The organism is Bartonella tribocorum CIP 105476 (assembly GCF_000196435.1).
Classification (GTDB): Bacteria; Pseudomonadota; Alphaproteobacteria; order Rhizobiales; family Rhizobiaceae; genus Bartonella; species Bartonella tribocorum.
Genome location: NC_010161.1, coordinates 1,782,996 through 1,800,861 on the forward strand (window position 1 = coordinate 1,782,996; position 17,866 = coordinate 1,800,861).

The window sequence follows — 17,866 nt, forward strand, 5'->3', positions numbered from 1 at the left end:
ACACATTAAAGGGTGTTTTGGTCGTATACGCAACGACCAATAGGGATTAAAAGCCTGAAGACTCAAACATGAATTTATCCCGCTTTGCGGGTATCCCGGAATTCCGGGAGATTTTGCTATGTCCAAGTGCATCTCAGCACTAAAAGCAAAATGCTGATTTGAGTTCAGTGCTTTTAACTCCCGGAATACTCATGCGAGGGCGCTCGCAACCGGAGGGGGCAAATGCAAACTCAGAACCTTAATATTGATCTTTTTGTCGGCAAAAAAATTCGCTTGAAGCGAAAAATGTTGGGAATGTCTCAAAAAACATTAGGAGATGCTTTAGGGGTAAGTTTTCAATAAATCCAGAAATATGAAAAAGGCTTAAATCGTGTAAGCGCAGGACGTTTAAAGGAAATTTCCGATATCCTAAAAGTTCCGGTTTCCTTTTTTTTATGCGGATATTATCACAAAAGAAAACACCCCATACCCTCATGAAGAAATTGCATCAAGCAAAGAGGAATTTTTGCTTTTAAAAAGTTTTAGAGTTCTGACCTCTGTCAAACAAAAAGCCATTTTAAAATTAATTTCTGATCAAGATTAAAATGTTTTAAACGATCTCTATACTTTACTATTCTTGATCCTACCCTGAAATAACCAAGCACTGCAATCTGTAAATAACTTAGTTTTTAGAAAATCTTACTTGGCTGATTTCATATGATATGGAGCCCGACAGTTTCTCCTTATATGTTTTATGCTCTTCATAAATATTCCTGAAAATGTCTTAAAATGCACCATGACAATAGCGTTCTTTTTTCTCCTTAACTCCCTCTTAGATCTATAAACGATCCAAATTCTTATCTAGTGGATTTTTACTGCTGACCACTCCTACAACTGTATCTCCTAAACGTATCTTCACTTATCATTTTCTTAATAATTAACATATTGATTTATCGTGATAAATTATCTTTTTCAACTTTAATACCGAATAGTGTAGAATTCTCTCATATTGATAAATCAATCAAAATCACTTGTTTACGCACACAGGCAAGGGGATGGGTAAAAAAGAATAAAAATGTCCCAAGAATCTCAAGTGCCAAAAGCTATCGCAACATTGGAAACTGAAAAAGTGCATGACGTTGCTGAGAAATATGACAATGCCAATTTTCTCCTTCATTAAGCATAAAGATGGTTGTACTTTATAGATTTTATATTATTCCATGGGAGTTTTATCATTATAATACTATAGGCGCCGTCGCATCACAAACGCCGTCGCATTACAAGCGCTGTTGTGAAATGGGCTTACCTTGAGAAATATTTCTTTAAAATAGCACGTGAATTGACAACCCAAGTACATTCCGTTTGAAGTATTCTATTTTGCGTAAAGGATGTGCCCCCATTAAAAGTCACATTACAGCCGCAGTCCCCCAAATAGGCGCTATTGTGAAATGGTGGGCTTACCTTGAGAAATATTTCTTTAAAACAGCACCTACATTGGAAACAATAAGTGTATTCTTTTTGAAGCGTTCCGCTTTGCATGAGAGCGTAATCCCGTTAAAAAACGCAATAAACAAAAGCATAAAGCAATATCTTCATTATTTAAAGACAATGCTTTAGATATTTTTGAAAATCATAACTTTAAACAAAAAAGAGACGGTAACGATATCACCTTTACAACTTTATAATTCTCTCCCAATAGGGTTATTTTCTCATTTTAAAGATAGAGAAAACACCTTAACAAAATAAAAATACACACACCTTCTCTCTTCAACGCCCCTCTTTGTAAGAAACAGATTTTTTGCAATACAAAAATCAAATTTTACCAATTATGATAATTTTCTTCTCTTCTCAAAGAACAAAGATGCTTTCCCCAAACCAATCTGTAAACAATCCGTTTTCTACTAAGTCGCATCAAATTGATTCATAAGGATAATTTATTTTTTCATCTCAAATGAAAGTCCCTAATATCTTAGGATTTTCTCATTCCACATCTACTCCATGTTCTATCAATAAAAACCATTTGCTTACACATCACAAGCAAGAATATTAAATAAAAACATTTAAAAATTGCCTAAAAATACCTATAATGAACTGTCTAAAATACCAAAAGCTATCGCAACATTGAATGCTAGCAAAGTGCATGACCATGCCAACTTGCTTCTTTATAAGGATGGGAGGATTCTGTAAATTTTATATTATTTCCATGGGAGCTTTATACCTTCACGGGCGCCATCGCGTCATAGACCACCGTCACGAAATGGGTGTGATGAGCTTTGAGAAATATTTCTTTAAAACAAACACGTACATTAGAAACAATAAGTGTATTTTTTTTGAATCGTTCTGCTTTGTATGAGAGGCATGATCCCATTAAAAAACGCCATAAACAAAAATATGAAGAAATGTATCATCTTCACTATTTAAAGGACAGTGCTTTAAATTCTTTTAAAAGCCGTAAATCTAAAAAATGATGGTAAAAATATCACCTTTACAGCTTTATAATTCCCTCCCAATGAAGCTGCCTCCCCTTTTCAAATATTAATCCCAACAGAAATACCCTCGCTCCCTGGCATACAAAAGCTATAACAGAAGAGAAAATACTAAACCACCTTAATCTTTATCTCAAACATAGAGCTTCCAGCGACTAATCGCTTCCATATCATCACATCTCAAACAACGGCACTCCATGAAAATTATAAGCAATATTCATCAAATACTCTAAAAAGGCTTAATGTATAAAACTTTACATCACCAGGAAGCTTTTTCATAAAGCATCACGGACTGGTCTAAATATCCTCTTAAGAACCTCCTCAAGCTAAAAAATGAAGCTCCCTACAACCTACTCTGTAAACAATCCACCTTCTTTAAAGCCGCTTCTACTTGGCTTCCCACAATGTGCGGTTCATATCACCACACCTCAAACAGTAGTGTTTCATAAGGTTTATAGGCAATACGCATCAAATACTCTAAAAAGATTTAATGTGCAAAACTTTGCATCACTACACCTCAAAGGAGGCTGCTTCATAAGGCATAACATTGATTTATAATGATAATCTAGCGTTATTCATATTGAATGAGAGTCCCGAATAACCTAAGATTCTCTCATTTTAAATCAGTTTATCTTGAATCAAGCAGCATCACTTGCTTGCACGTCAAAAGCGGGGCTGGCGTGTGGGTAAAATTTATACAAGAAAGGACTAAAAATGGCTCTTATGAACGCTCTCAAATGCAAGGGCTGTCGCAACATTGGGGGCTGGCAAATAGTGTGATGGTGCCGGCTTGCTTCTTCATAAGCGTAAAGATGGAGGTGCTCAATGGCTTTATCGTTATACCATTCACGGACGCCGTCGTGAAATGGGATTGGGTGCCTTAAGAGATGTTTTTTTTAAACAAGCCCGTGAATGTGCAAATCAATGGCGTTCTATTTTACGTGAGGGTCGTGATCCCATTAAGGCATCATGGGATGATCTCAATATCTTCTTTTCCCCTTCCTCGAACGAAAAAACGACGCGCCCCATCAATCCAATCTTTAAAACAATATTCTGTAAATAATCTCAATGCTCTGTAAACAATCCGCCTTCTCTTAAAGCAGACTGCTTCCACTTGACTCCCCATAGATGCGTGCGCTTCACATCACCTTACTTCACGCCACCTTAAAAGAGACTGTTTTAAAGACTCTGTTTCACAGCAAAATAGAATGATAATTTACAAAAACATGCTTAAAATATAGAGACTTAACAAACACACTCTCTATTCAAATCAATGAATGCTCTACCTCATCATTACAATCACATAGAACAGCCGATATGAATCAAATTTAAATTATTCCTCTAATTCTTTTGCAAGCCCAGATAATTGCATAGCTTGCGAAAGATCATTGACTGCATTTAAATTCGTTTGAAGCAATTCACTATTACGCTGTAATTTTTCTTGTAAATCAGACAACAAACTTTCAACCTCATGCTCAATATCTTGATTCATGTAGCGTCTCACATCGCTCATGGATTTATTAAGATCACGCAAACCACGTATTTTACATAAATTTATTTCTTCGTAATCTGGAATACCACTGCTCTCTAGCATATTACTTTCATAATCAACCACTTGAGCTAATCCTTTAACAGCAGCGACAAATTTTGTCATCGCCCAATCACGATCAATAAGATTATTATCAAGAACTTTTGCTTTTGCCGCAAAACTATCATCACCATATTGCACTACAGACATTTTTATTTCCCCTTCAATCACAATTATTTAATCTAGCTTTCACTTTCAAATGAGGGAGATTAAACAGTTTTTCTTCAATGCTGATACACTCAATCACGCGCGTGGTGCGAACATTGCTCAGACAACAGCACGACAATCCTAAAAGCGTATACCACGTCAACTTTCAACGCATTCTTTGAAATATTTTCTTGCTTTGCTCCAAAACCATTATTGCTACTATACTTCACAAAACGCTATAAACTTAAACCTCTGCACAGCAATATCGAAACTTCGAAACTTTACTCTGTCTATTTCGCCTTGCCTATTTTATCTTTGCCTATCTTATCACCACCAAGCCTTCAACAGAAAACAACAACACCCTGCCGATAACCTTGGCAATAAAAAAACACCTGCCAAAAAAATTCGCAGCATATTAAAGACTTAAGCCCATTAAGGGACTTCAGCATTTCACCGATAGCAGCATTTACCCTCCATAACTTTATGGCTTTCCCTGCACCTAAACCTGCACACCCTCTTTACACCCCCCTGGCGCCTCCATAAGATAGCACCTACAAGATTAGTTTGCATCCACTCAAAACACACCCCCTCGCGCTATGCTTTTTCTGCATACATGCAGTATTTTGCACAAAACGCAAAAAGAATGCTCTTTTGAACAGATCAGCCATACAGCACTCTCAAAAAAGACATCTTAAAACAGCTAAATAGCCATCAATCTCCCTTTTTCAACTATCATTCGCTTTTCTTTGCAATAAGCGACTATATAAGATTTTTGGAACCTTTTCAAGCATTTCTTACCCCATCCGCTCGATACGCCTTCAATCACATATTCACGCACTTGTTTTGAAAAAAATAATCTCTTAAGGGCTCCTAAACCCATTTCGCACAAGTTCATTTCGCACACACCCATTTCGCACTGGCACCCGTGAATGGTATAACAATAAATCCCCCATGAAATGGATAAAATCCATTAAGCTCCCCATCTTTAGGTTTTATAAAAGAGCAAGCCCAACTCCATCACACACTCAGCCCCCAATGTTGCCCCCATGGCACTTGAGACAAGGTATAAGAGGTATGCCTTTCTTGTACAGTTTCACGCTGCACAGCTCTCTCTGCTTGTAATGTTTAAGAAACATGGTTTTGGTTGATTTAAGATAAAAAGACTTTAAGTAAGAGAATCTTATGGTATTCAGGGTTCTCATTTAAGTTGAATAATGCTAAACTATCCTTATAAATAAAAATATTATCAAGGAATAACGTTTAACTCTCCCCCCTTGATATTTTCAAAATTTCCCCTCATCTTCCTGTCAATTATTTCACGCCACAACGCGCAACACGCTCTTAATATCGCAGCTTTACATGCACTCCTAGCCTAAAAACATAGAAATAATCATTTTATAATAAAGGCACAATTTCTACGATGCCCCCTTCTCATCATCACCCCTCTAAATGAGAACTTTCTCTTTCATAAACATACTGAAATATTTATCATTATTTTGTATGTTCGATGAAAAACTTAAAAATCGTAGAATTATCACATTTCAAATCTATTCTAGGTTCAATCAATTAAAATCACTTCCTTGCACATCACAATCAGAACCTGACATATCAATAAAATACGCTGAAAGAAAAAAGCTTCTTATGCCCCCCTCAAAGCGCTAAAATGACTATAAAAAACAAAGCCGAGGGCTTTAGTCAACATTAAGAACAAGTATATAATAGTGCCTGCTTCCTCTTTTATTAAGCGTAAAGATAGTAGGGCTCTATAGCTTTTATATCATCTAAATTTTATATTATTTCCATGGAGGCTTTACCGTTATACCCTTCATAGGACCGATGCGAAATGGGCTTACTTTAAGAGATGCTTCTTTTAAAGCAAGCGATCAACATGAAAATAAGTATATTCCGTTTGGAACATTCCTTTTTTCCTGCAAGTCTATACCCAAAAGCAGCATTAACAAATTTTGTATAAGATAAAATCGATTAGAAAGCATGTTTGACTTCCTCCCCACGCCTTAAAGGACAAAAACCTTAGCTCAATCTGCTCTGTATACAACCCGAATTTTTGTCAAGCGAGCTCCTCTTAGCTGCCTCCGTATGTGAATCACTTAAACAAAAGACCTAACAAATAAGCCTACAAATATTCATCGCACACCAAAAGACACTTACACATTTCAAGAAAGCTTACATGCCTTATATTACCGCCATAAATCACCGTGTTTTATGGCATAACAGGATACAAAGAGTTTACCACAATACAAAATCTATAAAATCAATCAATATTTACTTTAAAGCTTTCCTTGTTTATGCCTCACAATGCTCCAACGCCTTTATAAAAAAGAAAAGATTTTAAGCTTGTCGAATATGTTGTATCAGCATATATTACAGGCTGTAACATATTGTTATTCATAAAATCACCTCCAAAAGAGCAGAAAGAGGTTCTTATGGCTGATCTTGTAAAAGCCGCAATGCTTTATTCAACCTTAATTATCACTATCAATGCTTTTGTTGTTATTTTAGCGCTCATCATAGAGCTATACTAAGCATAATCTCTTAGCTTTTTGATAAAATCTCCAGAGAAGCGTCTCAAATTTAAGATCCCAAAAGAGAATTGAACACTGCAGATTAATCATATACCAATTCAGCTGCTGCATCTAACTATTCTTTATTCTTTGTCTCAGCATTTTTTACCATCAGACTCAACATTTTTATTCCCCTTTGAAGCATGATGATCCTTTTAAAAATAACCTTATCCTCTTCGACATTCTATTAGTAGAATCCCCCCAAAACTTTGTTGGCTTTTCATGAAGTGCATGCGTCTCATGCACCTGTACGCATAGTTTAAATATAACTCTATTTTCACGCGTAAATACTGTAAAATCCGTATGTCGATCTAAACACAATAGTCTTTAAAGAAGCTGTATGATAAAGATTTATTCTGCTTCTTTCATCCTAAGTTTCTGCATCAAAGGGGATTGGTTGTTTCTGCTAGCCAATTTGCTAAACTAGAATGAAAACTATAAAAACATAATCAATCCCAATCTGTTGGCATATATCGTGATATTTAAGAAAAAATGCGCTCTCTCTTGAAAGGAAGAAAAAAGCGCTGTTGTCACAATTACTTTTGTTTATACAAACAAGATATTGATTTATAATGATAATTTATCGTTATTCATATTGAGTTAGACCCCTAATAACGTAAGATTCTCTTATTTAAAATCTGTTTATCTTGAATCAATATCACTTGCTTGCACATTACAGCGGGATTAGCGTGTGGATAAAATTTGTATAAGAAAGGAGTAAAAATGGCTCTTATGAACGCTCTCAAATGCAAGGGCTGTCGCAACACCCACGAGCTGGCACATAGTGTGATGGTGCCGGCTTACTTCTCCACATACCATACCTTTCTCAACTATCTTTTTTCCCCAGATTTACAAAGTCTGAGCACGGTTTTTAACCTCCAAAAAGAAGTTGCCTCTCTGCTATTACTGCATTCTCACAATTTTTAGATTTATGCATAGAGGCCCCACCTAAATAACATTTCTTTTGCCATTCGAGGCGTAATTCTTTATCTTTCTTAAATTCTTCTACGCTATAAGTTTTTTCGCAACCAGCAACAGCAAGTCCAGTACAAAGCAGCAATGCTGGGATAATGACTTTCTTCATCAATAAATTCCCCTTCTTTCGGATTTACAAAATTTGAGATACAATTGAATATCCCCTTAAAATTGCACATTAGGTTCAGTGTGCATTTTCAAAAATCTTAAAATCGACCTCTGGAAGCAATTCTTCGCAACTTGTAACGATAAATTGCGTACAAAGAAAAATACTGCGATCAATATTTTTTGTAATTTAATTGTTATTCTTCTGTTTTTCAGTTTCGTTCCCATTTTTGCTATTTTCACGAAGTTCCTTTGCAAGATTTCTATAATGCTCTTGAAAAAGTTCCATATCGGCTTGCATGGCATTTTGACAATTTTTCGTAGAAAAAGCAGAGAGTCCCATTTTATCGCATTTCTTTCCCCATTCTTGCATCAACTTCTTATCTTTCTTAAATTCCTCAACACTGTAGTTTTTCTCACAACCAACAGTGACAAGCCCTGTGCAAAGCAACAGCGCTGTTATAATAGCCTTATTCATGGTTTTACCCCTCTCTTTGTTTTATACTTTAATAACGATGTCGTTGGATTCACAAAATCCTTGTATCGTGCTTTTACGTATAACTTTCCTTGGACAAATACGTACACTTTTAACGCCAATAGGTTGAATCATGAGAGCCACTTTATTATCAGACTTGCATTTGTAACGTTATCGATACAGCTGCTCTTGAGTATTTGAATTGTTAAAACTTCAGCAGAAATTTTGATATCTTGACATTTTCAAGAGGCTTTTTAATCTCTTCTTTTCTTTCAAGAGCTTTCCTTCAAAAACCAGCTCATCATGAAAAGCAGCACGAATTCTTATCAAAAATTCATCATGCCCATATCCATTGCAAATTTTCTGCAAACGAAACGATATATCTTTTAATAATCTGATTGCGCTCTTACTTATTTCTTCATCTGCCGAGAAAGAAAAAAACTTAACTCCCCCCTACACTTTTTAAATGCCAATAGAAATTCTAATAAAGCAATCTTATACATCCCGGTAGCACAAAAAAAGATTATTCCTTGCCTACCATCAAGTAGCATTCAATACTTAGACTATAAAATCATGTAAATGAAAGAAATACTTTCCATATCATGCTCAATGATTTCTTTTTGTTATGAGGAAAACTTATAGCACACCTCTATCAATCAATTTTATTGATTTTATCCCCCCTTATAAACATGAATATAATTTCAAAAAGAAAGTGTCACATAGCAGAAAAAAATAAGCAACGCTACTGTTAATTTACATTATTTACCCTGTATTTAGTAAAATAAACAAAGTATTCAGTAAAATAAAAAAATAACTTCACATTTAAAATCATGATCAAGACAATTTTTACGGAAAAATAAACTTACCTATCCAGCGACGATACAAATAGCAAGGGGGATGATGATGATCTCATCCATAGGAGAAAAGTTGAAACGAAGAATTTTTCATAGGTTCATAACTATTTTACGAGATGCCCCCCCCCATAAAAAATGGACGCTTTTATAACAATTAACCTCATGGAAAAGCGACCAATATCATCTTTTTAAAAACACTCAAACCAACGCACACTTATTATCGTATATTATCTTTTATTTTCCGTATTTTTTTGAAAGCAATTCGCGCACCTCATCGGCCATTTTAGTTCCACGACTTGCACAACTAACCTTAATTAACCGATGCAAATTTTCCGGCACATCAATTGTGAGACGCTTCATACCGCCATCCACACTGCCTTTATTATTTTCCACCCATGCATCAGCGGTTAAAGGAATGGATTTATTGGTTGGTTTCGTGCCAATTTTAATTTTTTTATTCATCACGCTAACTCCTTGATTTCGGCTGCAACAGCTTCAATCTCTGCGGTTGCTTGTCCTTGCTTATCCACTTCGTAAACAGCCTTGCCCTGTGCAGCAGCTTCAGCAAAAATCACACGTTGCGCAATGCTCGAAGAAAGAACATGCACGGGATATATGCTAAGAGCTTCATTCACATCACGCCCTATTGCTGTATTGACTATTTTACGATTAATAACAAAAGCAGATTTGAGATTTTCTTTATAAACGCGTGCTTCGTCAATCAGCTTTACAATTCCATCAGCAGCCCAAATATCATAGGGACTAGGCAAAACAGGTATAAGCACAAAATCCGAAGCCATAAGAGCACTACGCGCAAGATCAGTCACACGCGGAGGACTATCAATAATAATATGATCATAACCATGACCAATCTGTGTAATCTCTTTGTGAACTGTTGCACGTGGTAAACCAATAACTGAAAATAAAGGCTCCTCTTCACGCGCAGCAGCCCAATCCAATGCGCTCCCCTGTGGGTCAACATCAATAAGCAATACCCGTGCACCGGTACGTGCAAAACTGGCTGCAAGATTCACGCTCAAAGTGGTTTTTCCGACACCCCCTTTTTGATTCAAAAGTCCAATGATCATTCATTACGTCTTTCAGTATTATCGTTTTTGCGATTATACTGAAAATAATAAAAGAAGCAAGCATACAACACCTGAAAAACAACCATTTGTCTTAATTTTTATGATAAAAACAAAAGCCCCCAATTTTATCTTTATAATACTCTTTTAGCATGAGCCCCAAATATTATGAAGGGAGTGTTCTTGCGAATAAAAGATAAATTGAAACAAGAAATAGGGGCTTCTTTCCCCGCCTTAAAATGAAAATTTCTTAAATCTGCGCTAACCTATAAATAATGGTCTCTCCATAATCTTTACTTCTTGGGGCTACCCTTCATAGGGTTTCACTACATAGGACTCGACAAATAAGCTCTGCCCTGAATAGATAGCAAATTAGCAAGGAGAATTCATGGTTTTACAGGTTGAATGAGAGAACAGAAGTCCATAAAATTCTCTCGTTTTTTCTCTCTTATATTCAATCAATTAAAATCGCTTGTCGTCTACCATCACAAGTAGAGCTGACATATGAGAATAAACACTGAAAAAAAGGAATAAAAACACTTCTTATGAAATGTCTTAAATATTAAGAACTGTTGGCAGCATTGATAGTGAGGAAGGTATGATAATGCAGGCTTGTCCCTTTTCTTGAACTAAAGAGGGGCATATACAATGAATTTTATACTCTTTATGCGCAACAGAGTAAAAAGAGTAAAATAAGCTTGGAGACAAATAAGAATAGCTCTACGCATAAACAAGCAACACAATAGGATGTTCTACACTTCGTGAGAACAATAAGTAATTCATAGAGAGCATTACCTTTCATAATGGTAAATTTATTGAACACCCCTATATCTTTCCGCTTGAGAGAAGGAGCAAACCGCCCCCATCACACACTCTTGCCATCTCGTGATGTTACACAGGATCTTGGTCTTCGCAACGATTCATGAAAAAATATTTTTTGTCCTTATCTTGTATAGTTTCACTCCGCATGAGGTTCCACTTATTGAGGTTCCCACTTATAACGTGCAAACAAGGGATCTTGATTGATGCAAAATGAAACAAACTTAAAACAAGAGAATTTTACGCATTTCAGAGGTCTAATTCAAGTTAAGAAATGCTCAATTATCATTAGAAATCAATTCATTGTACAAGATCGAATAGTAAACATATTGCGGCGTTGAGAAGCTTTGCATCTTACAGTGCGTTTTTCCAAGGCAGTCTTCTCGACAAAAAGAATATTTTTGTTAAGATGCCATTGAAAGATCTTACCTTCATCATGTTCTTTTATAAACTTAAGGGTATCGTAAAAATCGTGCAATTGGGAATAAACAAAAATGAATTTACAACAAATTGACCCTGATATTTTTATCGGCCCCCAAATTAGCATAGAAGATATCAAAACATTGGCAGAAGCTGGTTTTAAAACAATCATCTGTAACCGTCCCGATCACGAGGGACCTCATCAACCTGATTTTTCAAGCATTAAAGCGGTTGCAAACGACTATGGCATACAAGCCTATTACATTCCCATTTCTCCTCCGACCATAGAAAAAGCAGATGTTGAAACCATGAAAACAATTTTAAAAACAGCGTCTCTCCCTCTTCTCGCTTACTGCTATCATGGAACGCGTTCGCTGCATCTTTATCGTTTAGCACGTCTATAGATTTCATACGCTCCTCACACACTCTAAAAGACAAAAAATTTTTAATTCACACCAATCTGTAAACAAGAGTCGGTCAATAATTTTAGTCTCACACCTTCCACTTGAACTTCTCCCTTCATGGTGGACACTTCATACAAGTCGATAAGCAATTTTCTCTTAAAGATACAACAAATATCCACTCCTGAAACCATAAAAACGCATGCAAATTGATAAAACGATAAACTTTTAAAATAAAAAAAATATCGATTTCAAATTTTGTGAAATTCTAAAGTTAAAGCGCAAAAAATCTTAAAAACTGTATTTTCTCTTCTTCTCATCGATTTTTTTCAAATACGCTGTGTGTTTATTCATGTACTTTTCATCATGGATTTTAACGGATCAGAAAGAAACAAGCAGTAAAATCTTAAATGATAACAAAAGCCATAAAATTAACTTTGAAAAAGATAATGCTTAAATCAGATCTTCAGATATTCGATTCTCCCTCTCAACAACGTGAAAAACGTATATTCCATGATGTTTTGGAATATATCTTTGTGATTATCATCACTTTAAGTGCTATTTTTACAGCTTTTCTTTCTTTTTCAGATAAACTTAGAGTATATTTTTAAAAGTAAGCAGCCTATCTAACTGTGATAATGGTTGTACTGTCTTTAAAATTTCTTTTGCTTTTTTTTCATCACGGTGCATTTGTGCAATCAAAGGTTCAAGCCCATCAAATTTTTCTTGTCCGCGCAAAAACTGGAAAAAAGAAACGGTACAGCTTTCCCCATAAAGGTCGTCGTTAAAATCAAACAAATAAGTTTCCAAAAGTGGCGCTCCATCTTTAACAACCGTTGGACGACACCCAAAGCTTGCAACCCCATCATACAAAACACCGTCTGCACGACGCAGGCGTACCGCATAAATGCCATGTGCCAAACGAACTTGAGGAGGCAACATCTGATTAGCGGTAGGAAATCCCAAAAGGCGTCCAAGTTTGTCGCCTTGAATAATATTGGAGCACACCCGATAGTGATACCCTAACAAATGGGCTGCTTTGTCCACTTCCCCTTGAGAGAGAAGTTGCCGAATAAAACTAGAAGAAATGATCAACGGTTGTGAATCTTGATGACGAGAAACGGATGGATCAGAAACGCAAGAAACTTGCACAACCTGAAATCCATCTTCTTTTCCTCTTTGGCAAAGAAGATGGACGTTTCCACTTTTCTGATGACCAAATTGAAAATTTTCGCCTGTCACCACAACGGAAACATCAAAGGCTTCCTTTAAAATCGACTTGATAAATTCATCTGCTGAAAGAGCGGCAAACTGTGCATCAAACGGCTGTTCAATCACGCCATCAAAGCCAAGAATTTTAAAAATTTCAGCTTTTTCAACCGCCTCTGTCAAACGATAGACAGGAGCTGAATGTTGAAAAAAACTTCTTGGATGAGGTTCAAAAGTTAAAACAACAGCGGGTTTGTTTTTTATCCGCGCGAAATCAAGCGCTTTTTGCAACACCACCTGATGCCCACGATGAACACCATCAAAATTTCCAAGTGCCAACACAACTCCCCGCCAAGCCGAGGGAAACATATGGGTTCCCTGAAGACGCAAAAAATTAACCATTACTGAAGTGCCCACATGATTGCTTGTGGCCTATAACCATGACGTTCTAGAAAAGAATGCAAAGCTTGCTTATCCACCACATCATTTTGCATATAATCATAACGATGAATCCCCCCCATAATATAAAGGGCATCAAGACCAAAATGAGCCGCCCCCTTAATATCCGTCAAAAGACCATCACCAATAGCTAAAATTTGACTTTTTTCTACTGTCCCACGTATTTTTTGAAGTTTTTCAAAGGCACATTCATAAATAGGCACATGAGGTTTTCCAGCAATGCGAACTTCCCCTCCTAATTGTTGGTAAAGACGCGCCAATGCACCAGCGCACCAAAATTCCTTATTTCCATAATGGACAATCACATCAGGATTAGCACAAATAAAAGGTAAATTCCGCACGCGCATACGACGAAACATCTCCTCATAAGCCGAGGGTTCTTCATCAAAATCTTCAAGAAAACCGCTACAAACGACCACAGAAGCTTCCCATTCTTCAACAAATTCACACGCTAACCCTTCAAACAGCACCAAATCACGTTGTGGACCAATGAAAAAAACTTTACGCGGCCCAGCACAAATGAGATCACGTGTTACATCTCCTGAAGTGATAATGGCATCATAATAATCACTATGAATATTCATGCTTTGTAATTGGTCCGCAACATCTCCCTGTAGTCGAGGAGAATTGGTCAATAAAATGACACTTTTTTCCATTTGTCGAATTTTATATAATGCTTCCAACGCTGGCTCAAATGCCTGCACACCGTTATGCACAACACCCCACACATCACAAAAAACAGCATCATAATGCGCTATAACAGTCTCAATATGGGTCAGTTCATTCATGGTGCACCTATCTCTCTTTGTCATTGATCAAGCTGTCTTTTACTTCAAAACTACTTATCGAAAGATAAGAGTCCTGTCATCTGCTTTCTCAAACCATATCCCAACTTTTTATCGTCTATAGAGATCATAAGAAATGATAAAATAAATAAGTTATCATTAAATTGTGCAAAATTCTAAAACGCTTGATCGTAAAAGCTTATCATTCTCAAACACTCATTTTTCTCATAAAAATTTCAATTCTAATAACAACCGCGTTAATACAGTTTTTTAGTGAAAACACTCAAGTTTTTTACTTGGAAAATAAACGAATAACGTTCCCCTTTAAAAATCGCTTTCTTCAAGATAACAAATTGATTTATAACAATAATTTATTACTCACGAATAATGAAAACCCGAATATCTTTTTTCATTTCAAATCTGTTTATATTGAATTAATCAAAAACTATTTTCTTGCACATTATAAGTGGGCTGAACGTATAGATAAAAACACTTGAAGAAAGAAATAAAACACCTCTTAATAATCTCTCTCAAATGTAAAAACTGTCGTAATATTTTGGACGATCAAAGAGTATGTAGAGTATATGCCGTCGTACATCTTTTTTCAGTAAAGATAGAAGTATAGCTTTTATTCTATCCATAGAAGCTTTTACTTTATACTCTTCAAGAAGTGCCGTTATGAAATGATCTCGAGCATTGAGAAATGTTCCTTTAAAACAAACTCGTAAATATCCGAACAATCCGATCTATTCTGTTTTTATTTTTTTGCATGAGGGATGTTCACTGATGAAAGCTTTTCCCTCTCATTATGATATCTCAGCCGCATAACAACAAACCATTTTGCTTAGAGACAAGGACCTCACTAAGCGCCCCTAGGGGCTTAATTAAACCCACGGGTTTCTCTTGCTTTCTTCGCCAAATTCAGGGCTGAGGACATAATTTTGCTGAGCAAATCTTAAAAAAATTGAAAGGCAAACAAGCCTTTTATTAAAAAAGCTATCCGTTTCAAGAAAAATTACTTTATGAATGGAGGTGTTTTTGTCGCATACGCAGCAACCAATAGGGCTCTAAAACCCGAAAGCTAAAATAAAAATTTACTCCGCTTTGCGGATATCCCGGAATTCCGGGAGATTTTGCACTGTCCAAGTGCTGTAAGCACTAAAAGCAAAATGCTGATTTAGCTTCAGTTTTAGACTCCCGGAATACCAATGCGAGGGCGCTCGCAACCGGAGGGGGCAAATGCAAGCTCAGAACCTTAATATTGATCTTTTTGTTGGCAAAAAAATTCGCTTGAAGCGAAAAATATTAGGAATGTCTCAAAAAACCTTAGGAGACGCTTTAGGGGTAAGTTTTCAACAAATTCAAAAGTATGAAAAAGGCTTAAATCGTGTAAGCGCAGGGCGGTTAAAGGAAATTTCCGATATTTTGAATGTTCCGGTTTTCTTTTTTTACACGGATATCATCACAAACGAAAACACCTCGTACCCTCATGAAGAAATTGCATCAAGCAAAGAAGAATTTTTGCTTTTAAAAAGCTTTAGAGTCCTGACCTCTGTCAAACAGAAAACCATTTTAAAATTAATTTCTGATCAGAATTAAAACGTTTTAAATAGTTTCTATACTTTATTAATCTGCTTTCTATCTCAAAGAACAGCATTTCATGAGACTTATAAGTAAAGTTTTTCCCGATCTCATACACTTTTGCAATAAACATCAAGAAAAATCAATAAAACCGATCATGGACCTTCAAACGGATTGTAAGATCCATTATCACGCCGCCATTTTAAAGGTTCAGTGAAATGACTTGACCAAAGACCAATCTTGTTGTCACGTGCTTTTTCTTCCGCATGATGATACTGTGTTGGAATAGGATTTTTACCCTCCTTTGAAAGGACCAACATACCTTCTGCAAGACCGGCTTCCGCCAAATCAACCCCTTGAACAAAACATTGCGCATAATAAACACCATTGTGCATAAAAGCCTGCTTACAAGATAAATCCTGACCAAGTGTTTTTGTAACAAGCCAAGCCATTGTAACTGCACCACAGGGCCATTCTTGATCCTTTAATTTTGCTTTTTGGCGTGGTGCGCATGTGTCCACACCATAAAGATGAATATCACGGGTAATACGGGATCGCCAAGATTGTGCAGAAGGTGTTAGTAATTTAAATGTAACCCCACTTGTAACAGATGCCCTACCATGAAAAACAACAGCATTATTAGCAATATCGTTTGATGCAACACTCTTCTGCAGATCGAGTGCTGGTTCATTTTTTTCTAATGGTTGTTGAGTGATCGATTGACTCAATTTTTTTTCTTCTTGATAGAGATCGACAATATCTTGCATCTTCAATGTTTCAAGAATGCTGAAATCTATTTTATCTTTATATTGGCTTAATCCCCACACTATGGACCCCATAATGTAAATAATAACAATCACTTTAAATAGCATCTCTTAACACGCTCGCTCAAAAAATTCATTGTTTTCCTATCCTTGTCAGATCATTTACCAGCAATCCCCTTGTTTTTAAAGAAAAAATCCAAATATAAGTGTCGCAGATTAACTACATTTTGTAAAGAATAATATTCTTTCTTGCCTTGTTTTAATATTGTTATTTTTACCAAAAGATACAACTTAAAATTGCCATTTTCATATAACACAATCTCAATTTGAAAAGACTTCTGTCTCTTTAAGAAGAAAAGTTTGAGAGTGAAGAGATCTACTATCAGGACTTTTAAAACAAAAAAACGAGGAGTTTAGACTGTCATAAAATAACAGAATTCTCCAGTTGTTAGAGGCAATGGAATGTCGACAGATGAACAAATATTGTTTGTTAAAGAGAGGTAAAATGACAGATAATAGATTCCAAAACATCATTTTTATCGTGACCATGCTGCTTTTTACGGCAGTGTTTATATCTGATTTTTCTTATGCTGCTCCTGCTGCAAATGGAGGTGGTCTGGGAAATCTTGATGGTGTTTTAGGCAACATTGTCACAATGATGACGGGTGGAACGGCAAGGCTCATTGCTATTATATGTGTTGCTGCTGTGGGGATTGGCTGGATGTACGGCTTTATTGATTTACGCAAAGCAGCTTACTGTGTTCTAGGAATTGCTATTGTGTTTGGTGCCCCTACTCTCGTCACTAAATTAGCGGGCACAACATAAATGAACGAAGATACTCTTTTCCTTGCCTGCACGCGCCCAGCCATGTTTGCTGGTGTTACAATGGAAGCGATGGCGCTCAATGTCATGGCGACATCCGTTCTTTTCATTTTGACCAGTGATTTTACCATGTTTGGTCTTGGGATTGGGATGCATTTTATTTTGCGAGAAGTGACAAGGTATGACCACAACCAATTTCGCGTATTATTTGCATGGCTCAATACACGAGGAAAACAAAAAAACCTCAACCGATGGGGAGGAGGTTCAACCTCCCCTTTACGCCTTGTCCGCACGTATAAGGAACTAAGCTGAAGGAACGAAACCGGTGA

Annotated in this window: 12 protein-coding genes and 2 pseudogenes; 6 read left to right on the forward strand and 8 right to left on the reverse strand. The window is 36.3% G+C overall.

The window, feature by feature from the left end; translation table 11 throughout:
- The first annotated feature begins 222 nt into the window (after nt 1-222).
- Both BTR_RS07940 and BTR_RS12665 read left to right on the forward strand, forming a co-directional pair.
- Nucleotides 223-583, forward strand: a pseudogene (locus tag BTR_RS07940) (helix-turn-helix domain-containing protein).
- A 2,596-nt stretch (nt 584-3,179) separates the two neighbouring features.
- Nucleotides 3,180-3,429: pseudogene (locus BTR_RS12665) on the forward strand (Arm DNA-binding domain-containing protein); the annotation flags it as partial.
- A gap of 369 nt (nt 3,430-3,798) precedes the next feature.
- Here BTR_RS12665 and BTR_RS07960 read toward each other — a convergent pair.
- From BTR_RS07960 to parA, 5 genes are all read right to left on the reverse strand, one after another.
- Nucleotides 3,799-4,203, reverse strand: a complete 405-nt coding sequence (locus BTR_RS07960; RefSeq protein WP_012232107.1) for a hypothetical protein — start codon at nt 4,201-4,203, stop codon at nt 3,799-3,801.
- A gap of 3,450 nt (nt 4,204-7,653) precedes the next feature.
- Nucleotides 7,654-7,866: an EexN family lipoprotein gene (locus tag BTR_RS07970; protein WP_038473794.1), complete on the reverse strand. Its 213-nt coding sequence runs from the start codon at nt 7,864-7,866 to the stop codon at nt 7,654-7,656.
- Between the two features lie 186 nt (nt 7,867-8,052).
- On the reverse strand, nt 8,053-8,340 hold the full coding sequence (locus BTR_RS07975; RefSeq protein ID WP_038473797.1) for an EexN family lipoprotein: 288 nt from the start codon (nt 8,338-8,340) through the stop codon (nt 8,053-8,055).
- A 1,085-nt stretch (nt 8,341-9,425) separates the two neighbouring features.
- Nucleotides 9,426-9,653 carry a hypothetical protein gene (locus BTR_RS07980; RefSeq protein ID WP_012232108.1) on the reverse strand — a complete coding sequence of 76 codons (228 nt, stop codon included), beginning with the start codon at nt 9,651-9,653 and terminating at the stop codon, nt 9,426-9,428.
- The gene (gene parA / locus BTR_RS07985) at nt 9,653-10,279 is read right to left on the reverse strand and encodes a ParA family partition ATPase (protein WP_012232109.1); all 627 of its coding nucleotides are present in this window, start codon (nt 10,277-10,279) and stop codon (nt 9,653-9,655) included. The genes BTR_RS07980 and parA overlap by 1 nt, the downstream gene beginning before the upstream one ends.
- Before the next feature lie 1,310 nt (nt 10,280-11,589).
- Here parA and BTR_RS07990 point away from each other — a divergent pair.
- The gene (locus BTR_RS07990; protein ID WP_012232110.1) at nt 11,590-11,919 is read left to right on the forward strand and encodes a protein tyrosine phosphatase family protein; all 330 of its coding nucleotides are present in this window, start codon (nt 11,590-11,592) and stop codon (nt 11,917-11,919) included.
- A 591-nt stretch (nt 11,920-12,510) separates the two neighbouring features.
- Here BTR_RS07990 and BTR_RS08000 read toward each other — a convergent pair.
- Both BTR_RS08000 and BTR_RS08005 read right to left on the reverse strand, forming a co-directional pair.
- On the reverse strand, nt 12,511-13,527 hold the full coding sequence (locus tag BTR_RS08000) for a bifunctional riboflavin kinase/FAD synthetase (RefSeq protein ID WP_038473803.1): 1,017 nt from the start codon (nt 13,525-13,527) through the stop codon (nt 12,511-12,513).
- Nucleotides 13,527-14,372, reverse strand: coding sequence for a TIGR01459 family HAD-type hydrolase (locus BTR_RS08005; RefSeq protein WP_012232112.1), 846 nt, complete (start codon nt 14,370-14,372; stop codon nt 13,527-13,529). The genes BTR_RS08000 and BTR_RS08005 overlap by 1 nt, the downstream gene beginning before the upstream one ends.
- Nucleotides 14,373-15,608: 1,236 nt before the next feature.
- On the opposite strand from BTR_RS08005, the gene BTR_RS08015 reads away from it, so the two are divergent.
- On the forward strand, nt 15,609-15,968 hold the full coding sequence (locus BTR_RS08015; RefSeq protein ID WP_012232113.1) for a helix-turn-helix domain-containing protein: 360 nt from the start codon (nt 15,609-15,611) through the stop codon (nt 15,966-15,968).
- 137 nt (nt 15,969-16,105) lie between these two features.
- Here BTR_RS08015 and BTR_RS08020 read toward each other — a convergent pair whose 3' ends face one another.
- The gene (locus BTR_RS08020) at nt 16,106-16,822 is read right to left on the reverse strand and encodes a hypothetical protein (protein WP_038473809.1); all 717 of its coding nucleotides are present in this window, start codon (nt 16,820-16,822) and stop codon (nt 16,106-16,108) included.
- A 397-nt stretch (nt 16,823-17,219) separates the two neighbouring features.
- On the opposite strand from BTR_RS08020, the gene BTR_RS08025 reads away from it, so the two are divergent.
- Together BTR_RS08025 and BTR_RS08030 are read left to right on the forward strand one after the other, a co-directional pair.
- Complete coding sequence (locus tag BTR_RS08025; protein WP_012232115.1) at nt 17,220-17,540, forward strand: TrbC/VirB2 family protein; 321 nt, start codon at nt 17,220-17,222, stop codon at nt 17,538-17,540.
- Nucleotides 17,541-17,849, forward strand: coding sequence for a VirB3 family type IV secretion system protein (locus BTR_RS08030; RefSeq protein ID WP_012232116.1), 309 nt, complete (start codon nt 17,541-17,543; stop codon nt 17,847-17,849).
- Nucleotides 17,850-17,866: the final 17 nt, after the last annotated feature.

What these genes read in the sequence shown, in the direction of transcription:
- BTR_RS07960 (WP_012232107.1), bottom strand. Translation starts at nt 4,203, where the DNA reads ATGTCTGTAGTGCAATATGGTGATGATAGTTTTGCGGCAAAAGCAAAA.
- BTR_RS07970 (WP_038473794.1), bottom strand. Translation starts at nt 7,866, where the DNA reads ATGAAGAAAGTCATTATCCCAGCATTGCTGCTTTGTACTGGACTTGCT.
- BTR_RS07975 (WP_038473797.1), bottom strand. Translation starts at nt 8,340, where the DNA reads ATGAATAAGGCTATTATAACAGCGCTGTTGCTTTGCACAGGGCTTGTC.
- BTR_RS07980 (WP_012232108.1), bottom strand. Translation starts at nt 9,653, where the DNA reads ATGAATAAAAAAATTAAAATTGGCACGAAACCAACCAATAAATCCATT.
- parA (WP_012232109.1), bottom strand. Translation starts at nt 10,279, where the DNA reads ATGATCATTGGACTTTTGAATCAAAAAGGGGGTGTCGGAAAAACCACT.
- BTR_RS07990 (WP_012232110.1), top strand. Translation starts at nt 11,590, where the DNA reads ATGAATTTACAACAAATTGACCCTGATATTTTTATCGGCCCCCAAATT.
- BTR_RS08000 (WP_038473803.1), bottom strand. Translation starts at nt 13,527, where the DNA reads ATGGTTAATTTTTTGCGTCTTCAGGGAACCCATATGTTTCCCTCGGCT.
- BTR_RS08005 (WP_012232112.1), bottom strand. Translation starts at nt 14,372, where the DNA reads ATGAATGAACTGACCCATATTGAGACTGTTATAGCGCATTATGATGCT.
- BTR_RS08015 (WP_012232113.1), top strand. Translation starts at nt 15,609, where the DNA reads ATGCAAGCTCAGAACCTTAATATTGATCTTTTTGTTGGCAAAAAAATT.
- BTR_RS08020 (WP_038473809.1), bottom strand. Translation starts at nt 16,822, where the DNA reads ATGCTATTTAAAGTGATTGTTATTATTTACATTATGGGGTCCATAGTG.
- BTR_RS08025 (WP_012232115.1), top strand. Translation starts at nt 17,220, where the DNA reads ATGACAGATAATAGATTCCAAAACATCATTTTTATCGTGACCATGCTG.
- BTR_RS08030 (WP_012232116.1), top strand. Translation starts at nt 17,541, where the DNA reads ATGAACGAAGATACTCTTTTCCTTGCCTGCACGCGCCCAGCCATGTTT.